This window comes from Acidovorax sp. HMWF029, from assembly GCF_003060895.1.
Classification (GTDB): Bacteria; Pseudomonadota; Gammaproteobacteria; order Burkholderiales; family Burkholderiaceae_C; genus Acidovorax.
In genome coordinates, this window is sequence record NZ_QAIH01000188.1 from 23783 (window position 1) to 38246 (window position 14464).

The following is a 14464-nucleotide window of genomic DNA, read 5'->3' on the forward strand; positions in this document are numbered from 1 at the left end:
TTTTTCCTGGTTTGTCCGGAATGGAGATAGCGGTGCTGGGCTTTGCAGCTCAGTGGCACCGCAGGTTCTTAGTTCGGCACGGGTGCCGGGCTACTGAACCGGCTTCTCGTAGTGGGTGTTCATCTGATAGATGCCACGCAGATAGGCCACGCGCTTGACGATTTCGGCGAGGCCTTGCAGGAACATGAGGACGAAGCCGACGGGCATCAGCAGGATGGCAGGCCAGCGGATGAGGCCACCGGCATTGCCGGACATTTCTCCAGAGACGAACGCACGCATGAACAGCGGCCAGCTGAAGTAGGCGATCAGCGCCATGGCAGGCAGCAAGAAGATCAACAAGCCTGCGATATCCACATAGACCTGTTTATTGCCGCGCAGCTTGCCATACACAATGTCAACGCGCACATGCTCGTTGAGCATCAGCACAAAAGGAGCGCCAAGCATGACCGTGGCGGCGAACAGATACCACTGGATTTCAAGCCAGGCGTTGGAGCTGAGGTCCAGTCCGTAGCGGATGAATGCGTTGCCTGCAGATATAAGGGCTGCCGCCAGGACGGTCCAGGTCGCAACTTTGCTGAGTCTGCTGGAAATCCAGTCCATGCCCAGAGCCAATTTAAGTAGTGTTGACACGTGGTGTCTCCTCGAGTTTAGAAACGTTTACGCGGGCCCAGTACGCTGCTGGGCCCGAGGGTGTCTGAAAGTAACGCGGATACTACCCCTTTGGCGCTGAAGAAAGCCTGACGCGGAAACATGGGGTTTTCCTCAGGGGCGGCCGCTGGTGGGCCCGAATCGATTCAGCTGGGCACCAAGCACGCTGCCGCTCAATGCGCAGCCTGGGAGCCTAACGCAGGCCGTTCCATCGGTGCCTGGAGTGGCTAGGAGCTGGGGGGCGTTGAGCGTTTGTTTCTGGTGAACTGCCACCAGGGCAGCACCCGGCTCATGGCCAGCACTTCACCGCAGTGCAAGGGGCTGTAGCCGGGCAAGGTGGCCATCTGGGCCAGCCACTCGGGGGTTTGCAGCAGGGTGCGCAGGGCCAGCGTGGCGGGTTGGTCCAGGCTGGCCTTCAGGCAGGCGAGGTGGTAGCGCTCGTGCACCAGCGGCACAAAATCCAGCCCGCGCGCACGCGCTGCCACCTCGATGCCCATGCCCACATCGGCGGCCCCGGCGGCCACGGCCTGGGCGATGGCGGTGTGGGATGGCTCGTTGAGCGCATAGCCGACGATGCCCTGCGCATCCAGCCCCGCCTGGGCCAGCAGGTCGTCCAGCAGCACCCGCGTGCCCGTGCCCAGGGGCCGGTTCAAGAAGCGCGCGCCGGTGCGGGCCACATCCTGCAGGCTGTGCAGCGCCAGCGGGTTGCCCGGCGCGACGATGAGGCCCTGCGTGCGCTGGGCAAAGCCGATGATCTTGTGCAGGCCAGGCTGCAGCAGGGGCTGGTAGGTGTGGGCGGTGAGCGAGTCGGCCCCGGCATTGTCTACCGTGTGGAAGCCCGCCAGTGTGCAGCGCCCTTCGTTGAGCGCGCGGATCGCGTCCACGCTGCCAGTGAAGCGGATATCGAGGTGCAGCGCGCCCGCATCGGCCTGCGCGGCATGTGCGCGCAGCGCCACCAGGGCGTCGTCGTGGCTGGCGTACAGGGTGAGCACATGGGCGTTGGGGTCGAAGGCCACGGCAAACGCGCGTTCCAGGTCGGCGTGCAGCGCCGCAATCTGCGGTGCCAGCCGCGCCTGGGCCTGGCGTTCGGCCCACAGCAGTTTGGCGCCGAACTCGCTCAGCTGCGCCGACTGGCCCTTGCCCCAGATGATCAGCTCGCCGCCCAGCTGGTCCTCCCAGCGCTTGAGCGCGCCCCAGACATGGCGGTATGAAAGGTCCAGCGCACGTGCGGCTCCCGAGATGGAGCCATGTTCTGCTACGGCCTGCAGCAGCTCGGGCAGCGGGTTGCGGATGAGGGCATTGCCCGCATCCTTGCTGAGTGTGTAGTGAAGTTGGACCCTATGCACGGACGTTCATATCGCTGGATATTGGATGGGTGCCTACGATAGCCCAAACCGATCCTCTGGCCCATGTCCACTCTCACCGAAAGCGCGGTCACAGCGCTGCAGCTCACCCTCTCGTCCGACCCCGTCCTCTGGGCCATCGTGGGCCGATCCTTGTCTGTCAGTGCCACGGCCTGCCTGCTGGCCTGTGGTATGGGCTTGGTGCTGGGCGCCTGGCTGGGCGTGGCCCGCTTCACGGGACGCGGGGCGGCGCTGGCGGTGCTCAATACCCTGCTTGCTGTGCCCTCGGTGGTGGTAGGGCTGGTGGTGTACCTGGTGCTGTCACGCAGCGGGCCGCTGGGGTCGCTGGGCTGGCTGTTCAGCTTCAAGGCCATGGTGCTGGCGCAGGCCATCCTGGTGCTGCCCGTGGTCACCGCGCTCACGCGCCAGGTGGTGGAAGACGCCGAGCGCGCGCATGGCGAGCAGCTGCGGTCCATGGGCGCGGGCCCGCTCCTGCGGGCCCTGCTGCTGGCCTGGGACGAGCGCTATGCCTTGCTCACGGTGCTGCTGGCCTCGTTCGGCCGCGCCATCTCCGAGGTGGGTGCCGTGATGATCGTGGGCGGCAACATCGACGGCTTCACGCGCGTGATGACCACGGCCATTGCGCTGGAGACCAGCAAGGGCGACCTGCCCCTGGCGCTGGCGCTGGGCATCATCCTGCTGGCCGTGGTGCTGGTGCTCAATGTGCTGATTGCGCTGCTGCGCCGCTGGCGTGAGTGGGTGGATGGCTCGGCAAGTGGCACCTCGGTGGGGGTGGCGGCATGAGCGGCCTGCCAGACTCCCCCTGGGCCGATCTGCGCCAGGTGACGGTGCGCTACGGCCGCGTGCCCGCGCTGGAGCAGGTCACGCTGCGCATCAACCCCGGCGAGCGCGTGGCGCTGGTGGGCGCCAACGGCAGTGGCAAGAGCACCTTGCTGCGCGTGCTCAACGGCCTGGCGGGCACCCAGGCGGGCGGCCTGCACTGCGATGCCACGCTGCGCCAGGCCATGCTGTTCCAGCGCCCGCACATGCTGCGCACCAGTGCCCAGAACAACGTGGCGCTGGGTCTGTGGCTGCGCGGCACGCGCTGGCGCGATGCGCGGCTGCAGGCGCTGACGGCGCTGCAGCGCGTGGGCCTGCAGGACATTGCCGCGCAGAACGCCCGCACGCTGTCAGGCGGCCAGCAACAGCGCGTAGCGCTGGCGCGCGCCTGGGCGCTGCGGCCCGACGTGCTGCTGCTCGACGAACCCACCGCCAGCCTCGACCCGCACGCCAAGCGCGAGGTCGAGGCCCTCATGGCCGACTTTGCGGCCAGCCATGGCGCGGCTGGCCCGGCCCACCCGGTGACCATGGTGTTCAGCAGCCACAACCTGGGCCAGGTCAAGCGCCTGGCCAGCCGCGTGATCTACCTGGAGCACGGCCGCCTGGTGGCCGACCTTCCGGTGCACGACTTTTTCAACGGCCCCCTGCCGGAGGCCGCCCGTTTGTTTGTCAAAGGAGAACTGGGATGATGGCAATGACTAAAAATTTCAGGCTTTTTAAGCCTTCTGCGCGCGTCCAGTATGCGTTAATTGCTACTGTTTTTGTAGCGTGTGGCGCTGCGTCGGCCCAGAGCATCACCATGGCGTCCACCACCTCCACCGAGCAGTCGGGCCTGTTCGGCCACCTGATGCCCGAGTTCAAGAAGGCCAGTGGCCTGGATGTGAAAGTGGTGGCGCTGGGCACCGGCCAGGCGCTCGACATGGCGCGCCGGGGCGATGCCGATGTGCTGTTTGTGCACGACCAGGTGGCCGAAGAGAAGTTTGTGGCCGATGGTTGGGGCGTGAAGCGCTACCCCGTGATGTACAACGACTTCATCCTGATCGGCCCCAAGGACGACCCGGTGGGCACCAAGGGCAAGGACATCGTGGCTGCGCTGCAGAAGTTGGCCACGGCCAACGGCAGCTTTGTGTCGCGCGGCGACAAGAGCGGCACGCACGCGGCCGAGCTGCGCTACTGGAAGCTCGCGGGCGCCGACGCTGCCAAGGGCAGCGGCTACAAGGAATGTGGCTGCGGCATGGGCCCCGCGCTCAATATCGCGGCCTCAAGCAACGCCTATGTGCTGGCCGACCGGGGCACCTGGCTCAACTTCAAGAACCGCGCCGACCTGGCCGTGCTGGTCGAGGGCGACACCAAGCTCTTCAACCAGTACGGCGTGATGGTGGTAAACCCCGCCAAGCACCCGCACGTGAAGGCGCAGGACGCGCAGAAGTTTGTGGACTGGGTGGTGTCGCCTGCAGGTCAGCAGGTCATCGCGGGCTACAAGATCGGGGGCGAGCAGCTGTTCTTCCCCAACGCGGCAAAGTGAGCGGGCGCCATGGCACCCCGTTCCCTGGTGGCTGTGGCGGCAGCCACCGTGTGGGCGTTGGCCGGTTGTTCGGCGGGCCCTGCCAAGGCGCCCGTGGCTGAGGTGGCCCCTGTGCAGGTCCATGCCGCAGGCAGCCTGCGCGAGGCCTTCACCGAGATCGCACGCGACCATGAAGCACGCACGGGCCAGAAGGTGGCGCTGGCCTTTGGCGCCTCCGGCCTGCTGCGGGAGCGCATCGAAAAGGGCGAGCCCGCGCAGGTGTTTGCCTCGGCCGACACCGATCACCCCCAGCGCCTGGCGGCCCGTGGCGGCTGGTCGGCCCCGGTGGTGTTCACACGCAATGCGCTGTGCGCGCTGACCAGCGAGCAGATCAACGCCACGCCATACACCCTGCTGGCCACCTTGCTGCGCAGCGATGTGCGTGTGGGCACCTCTACGCCCAAGGCCGACCCATCGGGCGATTACGCCTGGGCGCTGTTCCGCCAGGCCGACAAGATTCAGCCGGGTGCCTATGCCCAGCTGGACGCCAAGGCCCTGAAGCTCACCGGCGGCGCGGATTCGCCCAAGCCGCCGGCAGGCCGGGGCACCTATGCCTGGGTGATGGACCAGCGCCAGGCTGATGTGTTCCTGACCTACTGCACCAATGCCGTGGCTGCGCAGGCCGAGGTGCCGCGTCTGCGGGTGGTGCAGTTGCCGCCCGCGCTGCAGGTAGGCGCGGCCTATGGCCTGACGGTGCGCGCCGATGCGCCTGCGGCAGCGCAGGCCTTTGCCGAGGCGCTGCGCCAACCGGCGGCGCAGGCGGTGCTGCTGCGGCTGGGGTTTGGGGCGCCCTGACAAAGGGCTTCAGCGGCCTGACGTTGCCTGCATTGAGTGTGTATACGCGCCGTGCCTGACTGCCTGGTGGGGGGGCACGGCGTGCTTTTTGTTCATTGGCTGTTTCCGCGCTCAGTCATCATCCCGGCGGTGGCTGCTGCGCCAGATGGCCCGCACCAGCCACAGGCCACACACCACGGCGCCAAGGAAGCCCAGAAAACCAAACGCGGGCAACCCGAACAGCGTGGGCCCGCCCTTAACGGTCATCACGATGGACGAGCCGATGATCAGCGCCGCAATCACCAGCGCCATGGCCAAGCGGTTGGCTGAACGGTCGATTTGGTCGCCCACGCGCTTGAGGTGGGCCAGCTCAATGCCCACCTGCAGGTGCCCGCGCCGCGCATTGCGCAGCAGCCGCCCTATGTCTTCCGGCAGTTGCTCGGCAGTGGCAAGAACCCGCCGCAGTGCGCCCCAGGCGCGACCGGCCAGCGCCTCGGGGCGGTAGCGGTTGCGCACCACCTGCTTGAGCACGGGCAGGGTTTCGGTCGCCATGTGAAAGCCCGGGTCCAGGTTGCGGCCCATGCCTTCGAGCGAAATGAAGGCCTTGATCAGCAGTGCGAGGTCGGGCGGCAGGCCCAGGCGGTGCTCGCGCAGGATGGCGCTCACGTCCGCCAGCATCTGGCCCAGGCTCAGCTGTGCCAGCGGCACGCCGTGGTACTGGTCCACAAAGGCCTCGACCTCGGTTTCGAGTTGGCCCAGGTTCAGGCCCGGTGCGTCGCCCGTCCAGTCCAGCAGCACATCGGCTACCACCTGGGGCTGATGCTCCACCAGGCCCAGCAGCAGCTGCAGCAGCTCATCGCGCCGCCTCTGCGACAGGCGCCCCACCATCCCGAAGTCTATGAAAGCGATGCGGTTGCCCGGCAGATAGAACACGTTGCCAGGGTGCGGGTCGGCATGGAACAGGCCGTCTTCCACAATCATCTTGATCACCGCCTGCGCGCCCCGCTGCGCCAGCACACGCCGGTCAAAACCTGCCTCGGGCGTGAGCGCTGCCAGCGCGCTGCCGGGCGTGCCGTCGATGAAATCCTGCACGTTGATACGCTCATGCGTGTAGGTCCAGTGCACGCGCGGGATCACGATGTGCGGTAGTGCTCCGGCCATGTTGGCGGCAATGCGCTCGGCCTGGCGGCATTCGCCCGCCAGGTCCAGCTCGCGGCGCAGTGAGCGCGCGAACTCGCGCACCAGTTGCTGGGGGCGGTAAGGCTTGATCGCGGGTAGCTCTGCCTCGGCCAGTGCGGCCAGGCGCAGCAGCAGGCGCAGGTCGGCATGGATGGTGTCGGCAATGCCGGGGCGGCGGATCTTGACCACCACTTCGGCGCCACCATGCAGTCGGGCGCGGTGCACCTGGGCGATGGAAGCGGCAGCCAGTGGCGTGGTGTCGAACCACGCAAATACTTCCTCGGGCTCGGCACCCAGGTCTTCACGCAGCTGCGGGCGCAGTGCTTCAAAGGGCACGGCGGGCACTTGGCTGTGCAGCTTCTCAAATTCGGCTATCCATTCGGGGCCGAACAGGTCGGCCCGGCCTGCGAGGATCTGCCCGAACTTCACAAACGTCGGGCCCAGCTCTTCCAGGGCCAGCCGCACCTGCTCCGGGGGCTCCACGCGGGCCAGGTCGGCAGCGTGGGCCCAGTTCAGCGCCTGGCCTGCGCGCTCCAGCCGGTCGGCCAGGCCAAGGCGGCGCACGGTGTCGCCAAATCCGTGGCGCACCATCACGCCCAGGATTTCCTTCAGGCGCCCCAGGTCGCGGGCCGTGTCCAGCGTTTCGATAAGCATGGGGCCATCATAGGTTCAGGAGCCCAGGGTGGGCTTGGTCACCATCAGGTAGAACACCACGGCCATCGCCACAAAGGCCGGGTAGCCCAGCGCCTCCCACCAGCGTGCATAGCGCCAGTACAGCGGGGGCAGCACGCCGTCGCCCTGCACGGCCTGCGCTGCCATGTCGCGCATGCGCAGCTGCAGCCACACCACGGGCAGCCAGCAGGCTCCGGCCACCAGGTACAGCGCGATGGACACAGCCAGCCACGGCGTGCTCCAGGGCAGGCCCGCCATCGCCGCCATGGCCAGCCCCGTGGCAGGCTGGATGAATACCGTGGGCGTGGTGAACCACCAGTCCGCCCGCACCACCAGGCGCGTGACCACGGCCTGCGCCTGCACATTGCCGCTGCGGTTGGTGAAGAACATGTAGAACGCCGAGCCCAGCCCGGTGCCCACCAGCAGCACGCTGGAGACGATGTGCAGCCACTTGAGGGTGAGGTACAGGCTCATGGTGACTTCGCGCGCTCGTCCTGCAGTAGCACCAGCAAGATGGCGGCAATGGGCAGGTTCTTGGTCAGTGGGCCCAGTGGGTGCAGCCACCAGGACGGGTCAATGGCGCTGGCCAGCAGGGTCATGATCCCCATCAGCACCAGGGCTGAGAGGTAGGCTGCCCTGCTCGGTCGCCATGCCATCCAGACGCCCAGTGCAGCATCAGCGGTGGCACCGGTAAGGATGAGGAAGTTGGCCAGTCCTTCGATGCTGCTCCACGCGGGGGGCAGGCTGACCAGCAGTGCGCGGCTTTGCCCGTTCAGCTCCACCACGCTCACCAGGGCCGTGGCCAGCCACACGAAGACGAGGCTCCAGCGCAGCAAACCATGTGCGGCAGGTGTCATGCATCTTCCTCCACCACGTCGGTCACCATGCCCCACTTCGCAAACTCGGGTGCAAAGGCTGCCAGCGGCAGCAGGCCGGTGCTGGTGTGGGCGCCGATGGGAAGGGCCTGCCCGGAGGCCAGTTGGCGAGCCAGCAGGATGGCTGCCATGCAGGGGATCTCCGGGCCGTGGTCATGGTCGGCCGCAATGTGCCATGCGCGCTGACGTGGCTGACCCTGGGCGTCGGCGCCAGCCACTCGCACCACCATGCCGCCGAGCGGGGTGCCCAGGGCGTCGAGCACGCCGCCGGTGCGGTGCAGCAGCCCCGCCAGCTTTTCGGGGCGGGGCAGCAGCCCCCAGTGGCGCAGCGCGGCCAGGGTGGCAAAGCTGCGCTGCGCGATGCCCACTTCCAGCGCGGCGCGGAACAGGACGCGGTCGCGCACCCGGTAGTGGGCCGGGAAAATCTCCAGGTCCGGGATGTCGCACACCGCCCCCAGGCGCGGCCGCAGGCGGTGGAACTGCACCGGCGTGGGCGCGGCCCAGCCGCGCCGGGGCTGCCAGCGGCCGCCTTCCCACACGGGGATCGGCAGTCCGCAGTAGCTCAGCACGGCGGCCAGCGTGGCCTCGCCGCGTGGTGCGCGCTGTGCCGGGGCGATGCAGATGTCGATGCTGTCGATGTGCTGCCAGCCCTTGCAAAGGTGGTCGATGACGGCCGACGACAGCGCAGGCACGGTGCTGGCCCCGGTGACGGCGGTGCGCCCGGCCGCTGCAAACGCGGCCTGCAGAGCCTCTGGAAAGTCGCACACAAACCGGCGCCCATCGGCCAGGTCGATGTAGTGCGCGCCTGCTTCGGCCGCCGCCTGGGCCACGCCGTAGGCCTGGGCCTGGAAGGGGCCTGCCGTGTGGATCACCAGGCTCACGCCCAGCGCACGCAGCCGGTCGGCCAGGCCGGGGGCCTGGTGGTCCAGCGCAATGCCTTGCGCGCCGTGGCCCAGGGTGTGCGCCAGGGCCTGGGCGCTGGCGGCACTGCGGCCTGCTACCAGCAGTTCGATGCCATGGTCGGTGGCTGGGTCGCCCGCCAGTGCGCGGCAGATGCGTGCGCCAAAGTTGCCGTAGCCGCCCAGGACCAGGGTTTTGAGGGCTGCCATGGTTCAGAACCTGCGCGGCTGGGTGCGCAAGCACTCACGGCGTCGCGCGTGCGCGCCGGTCGTTGATCGATTACCTTGTTTTTTCCACACCATGGCCACCCCGTCCTCCCCTTTTGTGCTTTGTGTCTGCGGGCCATCATACGGTCGGTGCGGCCTGCTCTCGGGCGGGGTCAGTTCACGATGGCAACGCCCTTGACCTGGGCAAACACCGCCCGGCCTGGTGCCAGCGCCAGCGCCTGGACCGACCGCTGGGTGACCCGCGCCAGCAGCCGCGTGGCCCCGGCATCCAGCGCCACCATGCACTGGCCTGGGCTGTCTTCCGCCAGGGCCATCACGGTGGCGGGCAGGATGTTGAGGATGCTGCTGTCGTTGGGCGCGGCCAGGGCCAGGCTCACGTCGCGCGCCTGCACGCGCAGGCGCAGTGCCTCACCCGGCGCACGCGCTGTCGGGCTGACCAGCAGCAACTGCCCGCCGCTGAACCCCACGATGGTGATGTGGTCGCGCGCATCGTGCTGTTGCACCGTGCCTTCGATCACCGTGGCGGCTGCATCGCCATGGGCCAGGGGCAGGTCCAGGCGGGTGATCAGCTCGCCCGTGGGAGCCTGTGCCAGCACGCGGCCTTCGCGCATCAGCACCATGTGGCTTGCCAGGCGTGCGACCTCGTCGATGGCGTGGCTCACGTACAGCACGGGGATGTCGAGCGCGCGGTGCAGCTTTTCCAGATAGGGCAGGACCTCGGCCTTGCGCTGCGCGTCCAGCGCGGCCAGGGGCTCGTCCATGAGCAGCAGGCGCGGGCTGGTGGCCAGCGCGCGCGCAATGGCCACACGCTGGCGCTCGCCGCCCGACAGGGCCTGGGCCTTGCGCTCCATCAACTGGCCAATGCCCAGCAGTTCCACGGCCTGCTCCAGCGCCACCTGGCGCCGCGCGGGCGGCGTGCGCTGCAGGCCATAAGTGATATTGCCGCGCACGTTCAGGTGGTCGAACAGGCTGGCTTCCTGGAACACATAGCCCAGGGCGCGCTCGTGGGTGGCGCGCCAAAGGTGGGCGGCATCGTCCTGCCAGACCTCGCCATTCACCACCACGCGACCGGGCCGGGCGCGGACCAGACCCGGGTTCGGACGATTGCGGGTCAAGCCCGCAATGCCACGCAGGCAGGTGGTCTTGCCGCAGCCCGAGGGGCCGAACAGCGCCGTCACGCCGCGCCCGGGCAGGTACAGGTCCACGTCCAGCGTGAAGCCTGGGCGTACCAAGTGCAAGCGGGCCTCGATGGAGGGCAGGGGGGGCGCGTTTTCCATCACTGCCTCATGACACCATGGACGCGCGGCGCCGAGTGAGGTTCAGGCCCAGCAGCACCACGAAAGAGAACACCACCATGCCCCCGGCCAGCCAGTGCGCCTGGGCGTATTCCAGCGCTTCCACATGGTCGTAAATCTGCACCGACACCACACGCGTCACGCCAGGGATGTTGCCGCCCAGCATGAGTACCACGCCAAACTCGCCCACGGTGTGCGCAAAGCTCAGGATGGCTGCGGTGATGAAGCCCGACCGAGCCAGCGGCAGCGCCACGGTAAAGAACCGGTCGATGGGCCCCGCGCCCAGTGTGGCGGCAGCCTCCAGCGGGCGTGTGCCGATGCTTTCAAACGCGTGCTGCAGCGGTTGCACCGCGAACGGCAGCGAGTAGATGAGCGAGCCCACCACCAGCCCCCAGAAGGTGAAAGGCAGCGTACCCAGGCCCAGGCTTTGTGTGAGTTGCCCGATGGGGCCATGGGGCCCCAGGGTGATCAGCAGATAGAAACCGATCACCGTGGGCGGCAACACCAGGGGCAGCGCCACCACGGCCGACACCGGCCCGCGCCAGCGCGACGGCGTGTGCGCCAGCCACCAGGCCAGCGGCGTGCACAACACCAGCAGCAGCACCATGGTGGTGCCCGCCAGCCGCAGCGTGAGGCCGATGGCTGCCAGGTCAGCGCTGGAGAAGGGCATGGCAGGGCATAGAAGAGAAAGTGGGCCGAAGGGGGTCAGAAACTATAGCCGTGCGACCGGATGATGGCCTTCGCCTTGTCGCCCTTGAGGTACTGCATCAGCGCAGTGGCCGCCGCATTGCCCCTGCCCGACTCCAGCAGCGCGGCGTCCTGCCTAATAGGCTCGTGCAGGTCGGCGGGCACCTGCCACGCCGAGCCGCTCGTGATCTTGCCGTCGGCCATCACCTGCGACAGGGCCACAAAGCCCAGTTGCGCGTTGCCGGTGGCCACAAACTGGTGGGTCTGGGCAATGTTCTCGCCCTGCACAAAGCGCGGCTGCAGCCGCGCGGTCACCCCCAGCTTGTCCATGGTCTGCATGGCGGCCAGGCCGTAGGGGGCGAGCTTGGGGTTGGCCAGGGCCAGGTGCTTGAAGTCACCGGTCTTGAGCACGGCGCCCTGGGCGTCCACATAGCCGGGCTGGGCGCTCCACAGCACCAGCGTGCCGATGGCATAGGTGAAGCGCGCGCTGGCCACGGCCTTGCCTTCCTTCTCCAGCCGGGCGGGGGTGGTGTCGTCGGCCGACAGCAGGATCTGGAATGGTGCGCCATGGGTGATCTGCGCGTAGAACTTGCCCGTGGCGCCAAACGACAACTCGGCCTTATGGCCGGTGTCGGTCTCGAACGCCTTGGCGATCTTCTGCATGGGGGCTGTGAAGTTGGCCGCCACGGCGACAGAGACGGTGTCGGCATACGCAGCCTGCAGGGAGGCCAGGGCGAGGACTATCCAACCAACGAGCGAGCGTGGTGTGGTAGCTGGAGTGCAGTGCATGGCGATGGACGCAATGGGTTACGCTATTCACTATTGGAATAGCGAGTATAGACAGCTTCGGGTTGCTGCTAAATCGGCAGGGCCTCTGAAGCCTATTCCGCCGCTTCTCCATCTGGCTTGGGCGATGTGATGAGCCATGTCACCACCCTGCGGGTCAGTGGGGCCGCCAGCAAAACGGCCGGAAAGGCAAACAGCCACGCGGTGAGCCAGGCGCTCATCCACGGGCCCACAAAGCCCTGGTGCGGCGGGAGGCTGCGGTAGGTGGCGATGCCCGACACCAGCAGCGACATGGTGCCCGACAGGATCAGGCTGAACAGCAAAGGGGCATAGCGGGCGGGGATCATGCGGTGGCCTCCTCGTGGGACTGGGGCGCAGCAACGGTACCCAGGCGCTGCAGGGTCTGCGCAAAATGCCGGCCAAACATTCGGGCCGTTTTCACATCGCCCGGGGCAAAGGCATCGGCGGGGGACCCGTGGCCTGCCTGCGCCATCAGGCCCGACCACGAGCCCAGCCGGTTGGCGGCCTCGTCATATGGCACGCCCGCATGCTGCTCGGGCAGGATGGGGTTGCCCACCCACACCATGCCGTGCTGCATGGCAAACACAAACATCGACAGCAGTGTGGACTGCTTGTCGCCCGCAGGCAGCGACGACACGGTGAAGCCTGCTGCGAGCCGGTTCTTGAGCTGCTGCGTCTTCCACAGACGGCCGGTGGCGTCCATGAAGGTTTTGAACGGGCCGGAGACCCCGCCCAGGTAGGTGGGCGAGCCGAGGATGACGCCGTCGTAGTGCAGCACGGCGTCGGGGGTGTGGGCCAGGTCTTCGGCCCGGATCAGATCGGCGTGGATGCCGGGCAGCCCTTGGGCGCCCTGGCAGACCTGCTGCGCGATGTGGGTGGTGTGGCCGTGGGCGCTGTGATAAATGATGGCGATGTGTTGCATGGTGTGGTTTCCGTTGGGGTGATTTCTGGGGAAAGGCGTGGGAGAGGTCATCGTGAAATCAGTGCGATGGCCAGCGCGGACAGGTACAGGCCGAAGCCAAAAACGGTGTGGTTGGCCAGGCTGCGCAGGCAGTTCTTGAGCGGCGTGGGCGTGCGCGATGCGGCAAAGCCCGCGCCCATGGCCGGTTGCATCACCAGCAGCGGCGCGGCCACGGTGCCAACGCCCAGGGCCAGCGCGGGCATCAGGGTGGGGCTGCGCACCCAGCCCGCGCCCTGGATGGCCACCAGCACCGTGGCAAAGCCCACGCCGACGGCGTAGTGCGTGAGCCAGCCCCAGGCTTGTTCACCCCGGATGGGGGTGGCTTTGGCGATGGCCGCGTGGGCGAACCGGCCGCGCAACAGGTGGCCCACCCAGCGGCCGATGAGCGCGAAGTTGAGCGTGGGCACGCCCAGGCGCTGGAGCAGCACCAGCCAGGTATCCATGACGGCGGTGGCGCCTACGCCGATCAGCAAGGCGAGGGGAAAGTCTTGCCATTGAAAAGCCATAAAAAAACTCCTTGGACGGTGGACGTGAAAACGGGTTGAATTCACGGTTAAATGGACTGTAGAAGTTCAAGTCAACTTGAAGTCAAGGGCTTGTTGGAGGTTTTTTATGGACATTGCAGAAGTCGCCAAACGCTCGGGCCTGCGGGCATCGACGCTGCGCTACTACGAAGAAAAAGGGCTGGTGCGCTCGGTGGGCCAGCCCGGTGAGCGGCGTCGGTTTGCGCCCGGCGTGCTGGACCAGCTGGCGCTGATTGCGCTGGGGCAGTCGGCAGGGTTTTCGCTGGACGAGATCCGCTCCATGTTCCTGCCCGGTGGCGAGCCCCATATCGACCGGCAACTGCTCTCGGCCAAGGCCGACGAGCTGGACGCCATGGTCAAGCGCCTCAAGGCCATGAGCAATGGTCTGCGTCACGCAGCGGCCTGCCCGGCCGAAAGCCATGCGCAATGCCCGTCGTTCCAGCGGCTGCTGAAGGCGGCGGCGGATGGCGCGCTGGCGCGTCAGCAAAAGTTGGCGAAGCCGGTCACGGGGCTGCGCCGCAAGGCGGCCTGAAGGCCCTGCGCCAAGACCCCGCTGAGGCATCATCCGGCCATGCCTGTTTCTCTCTCCTTCACCGACGCGCTGGGCCATGCGCTGACCGACAAACGCATCGACATCCTGCGCCAGATTGGCGCCTGTGGCTCCATCTCGCAGGCTGCCCGCGCCGTGGGCGTGAGCTACAAGGCCGCGTGGCAGGCGGTGGACACACTCACCAACCTGGCAGGCACTCCGCTGGTGGCCCGTGCCGTGGGCGGGGCGGGGGGCGGCGGCGCGCAGCTGACCGAGGCAGGCCACCAACTGCTGGCTGCCGCCGATGCGATGGCGCAGGCGCGCGGCGCCGTGCTGGCGCGCTGGCAGGCCACGCCGCACGCGGGCCCGGCGCTGGCGCGGCTGGCGGTGCGCACCAGCATGCGCAACCAGCTGCCCTGCGTGGTGGACCGGCTCGCAGTGCAGGGGCAGATCGTGTGTGTGCACCTGCGGCTGGAGGGGGATGGCGCCGTGGGCGATGCGGCAGGTGCCGTGGCGCTGGCCGCACGCATCACCCGCGAGAGCGCCGAGCTGCTGGGCCTGCAGCCGGGGCTGGCCGTGCTGGCGCTGTGCAAGGCCACGGCGGTGCGGGTGGAGCGCGGCGGGCGCGCGGCACCTGCC

At 67.8% G+C, this 14464-nt stretch carries 18 protein-coding genes; 6 read left to right on the top strand and 12 right to left on the bottom strand.

The window, feature by feature from the left end:
• Positions 1-90: 90 nt before the first annotated feature.
• On the bottom strand, positions 91-630 hold the full coding sequence (locus DBR12_RS13010; RefSeq protein WP_108617632.1) for a TRAP transporter small permease subunit: 540 nt from the start codon (positions 628-630) through the stop codon (positions 91-93).
• Positions 631-875: 245 nt separating this feature from the next.
• Positions 876-1994 (bottom strand): substrate-binding domain-containing protein, encoded by a 1119-nt coding sequence (locus DBR12_RS13015; RefSeq protein WP_108617633.1) that lies wholly within the window; start codon positions 1992-1994, stop codon positions 876-878.
• A 63-nt stretch (positions 1995-2057) separates the two neighbouring features.
• On the opposite strand from DBR12_RS13015, the gene DBR12_RS13020 reads away from it, so the two are divergent.
• From DBR12_RS13020 to DBR12_RS13035, 4 genes are read left to right on the top strand one after another with little or no spacing between them, the layout of a single operon-like run.
• Positions 2058-2795, top strand: coding sequence for an ABC transporter permease (locus DBR12_RS13020; protein WP_108617634.1), 738 nt, complete (start codon positions 2058-2060; stop codon positions 2793-2795).
• Positions 2792-3520, top strand: coding sequence for a phosphate ABC transporter ATP-binding protein (locus tag DBR12_RS13025; protein ID WP_108617635.1), 729 nt, complete (start codon positions 2792-2794; stop codon positions 3518-3520). The genes DBR12_RS13020 and DBR12_RS13025 overlap by 4 nt, the downstream gene beginning before the upstream one ends.
• Positions 3520-4356, top strand: a complete 837-nt coding sequence (locus DBR12_RS13030; protein ID WP_369861553.1) for an extracellular solute-binding protein — start codon at positions 3520-3522, stop codon at positions 4354-4356. Before DBR12_RS13025 ends, DBR12_RS13030 begins: the two co-directional genes overlap by 1 nt.
• Positions 4357-4365: 9 nt before the next feature.
• On the top strand, positions 4366-5190 hold the full coding sequence (locus DBR12_RS13035) for a molybdate ABC transporter substrate-binding protein (RefSeq protein ID WP_108617637.1): 825 nt from the start codon (positions 4366-4368) through the stop codon (positions 5188-5190).
• A 111-nt stretch (positions 5191-5301) separates the two neighbouring features.
• On the opposite strand, the gene DBR12_RS13040 is transcribed toward DBR12_RS13035, so the two are convergent.
• The 10 genes from DBR12_RS13040 to DBR12_RS13085 all read right to left on the bottom strand — a co-directional run bounded on the left by DBR12_RS13040 (position 5302) and on the right by DBR12_RS13085 (position 13278).
• Positions 5302-7002 carry an AarF/ABC1/UbiB kinase family protein gene (locus tag DBR12_RS13040; RefSeq protein WP_108617638.1) on the bottom strand — a complete coding sequence of 567 codons (1701 nt, stop codon included), beginning with the start codon at positions 7000-7002 and terminating at the stop codon, positions 5302-5304.
• Positions 7003-7017: 15 nt separating this feature from the next.
• On the bottom strand, positions 7018-7494 hold the full coding sequence (locus tag DBR12_RS13045; RefSeq protein ID WP_108617639.1) for a DUF2269 domain-containing protein: 477 nt from the start codon (positions 7492-7494) through the stop codon (positions 7018-7020).
• Positions 7491-7877, bottom strand: a complete 387-nt coding sequence (locus DBR12_RS13050; RefSeq protein ID WP_108617640.1) for a DoxX-like family protein — start codon at positions 7875-7877, stop codon at positions 7491-7493. Before DBR12_RS13050 ends, DBR12_RS13045 begins: the two co-directional genes overlap by 4 nt.
• Positions 7874-9004 (bottom strand): saccharopine dehydrogenase NADP-binding domain-containing protein, encoded by a 1131-nt coding sequence (locus DBR12_RS13055; protein ID WP_108617641.1) that lies wholly within the window; start codon positions 9002-9004, stop codon positions 7874-7876. The genes DBR12_RS13050 and DBR12_RS13055 overlap by 4 nt, the downstream gene beginning before the upstream one ends.
• Positions 9005-9174: 170 nt before the next feature.
• The gene (gene modC, locus DBR12_RS13060) at positions 9175-10299 is read right to left on the bottom strand and encodes a molybdenum ABC transporter ATP-binding protein (RefSeq protein WP_108617642.1); all 1125 of its coding nucleotides are present in this window, start codon (positions 10297-10299) and stop codon (positions 9175-9177) included.
• Between the two features lie 7 nt (positions 10300-10306).
• On the bottom strand, positions 10307-10987 hold the full coding sequence (modB, locus tag DBR12_RS13065) for a molybdate ABC transporter permease subunit (protein ID WP_108617643.1): 681 nt from the start codon (positions 10985-10987) through the stop codon (positions 10307-10309).
• Between the two features lie 35 nt (positions 10988-11022).
• The gene (gene modA, locus DBR12_RS13070) at positions 11023-11793 is read right to left on the bottom strand and encodes a molybdate ABC transporter substrate-binding protein (protein ID WP_108617644.1); all 771 of its coding nucleotides are present in this window, start codon (positions 11791-11793) and stop codon (positions 11023-11025) included.
• 92 nt (positions 11794-11885) lie between these two features.
• Positions 11886-12137 (bottom strand): DUF2798 domain-containing protein, encoded by a 252-nt coding sequence (locus DBR12_RS13075; protein ID WP_108617645.1) that lies wholly within the window; start codon positions 12135-12137, stop codon positions 11886-11888.
• Positions 12134-12733, bottom strand: coding sequence for a flavodoxin family protein (locus DBR12_RS13080; protein ID WP_108617646.1), 600 nt, complete (start codon positions 12731-12733; stop codon positions 12134-12136). Before DBR12_RS13080 ends, DBR12_RS13075 begins: the two co-directional genes overlap by 4 nt.
• A 47-nt stretch (positions 12734-12780) precedes the next feature.
• Positions 12781-13278 carry a DUF2938 domain-containing protein gene (locus tag DBR12_RS13085; protein ID WP_108617647.1) on the bottom strand — a complete coding sequence of 166 codons (498 nt, stop codon included), beginning with the start codon at positions 13276-13278 and terminating at the stop codon, positions 12781-12783.
• A gap of 106 nt (positions 13279-13384) precedes the next feature.
• On the opposite strand from DBR12_RS13085, the gene DBR12_RS13090 reads away from it, so the two are divergent.
• Together DBR12_RS13090 and DBR12_RS13095 are read left to right on the top strand one after the other, a co-directional pair.
• Positions 13385-13828, top strand: a complete 444-nt coding sequence (locus DBR12_RS13090) for a helix-turn-helix domain-containing protein (RefSeq protein ID WP_108617648.1) — start codon at positions 13385-13387, stop codon at positions 13826-13828.
• A 39-nt stretch (positions 13829-13867) separates the two neighbouring features.
• Positions 13868-14464 (top strand): TOBE domain-containing protein (locus DBR12_RS13095; RefSeq protein ID WP_233244453.1); only part of this gene is annotated, 597 nt, incomplete at its 3' end.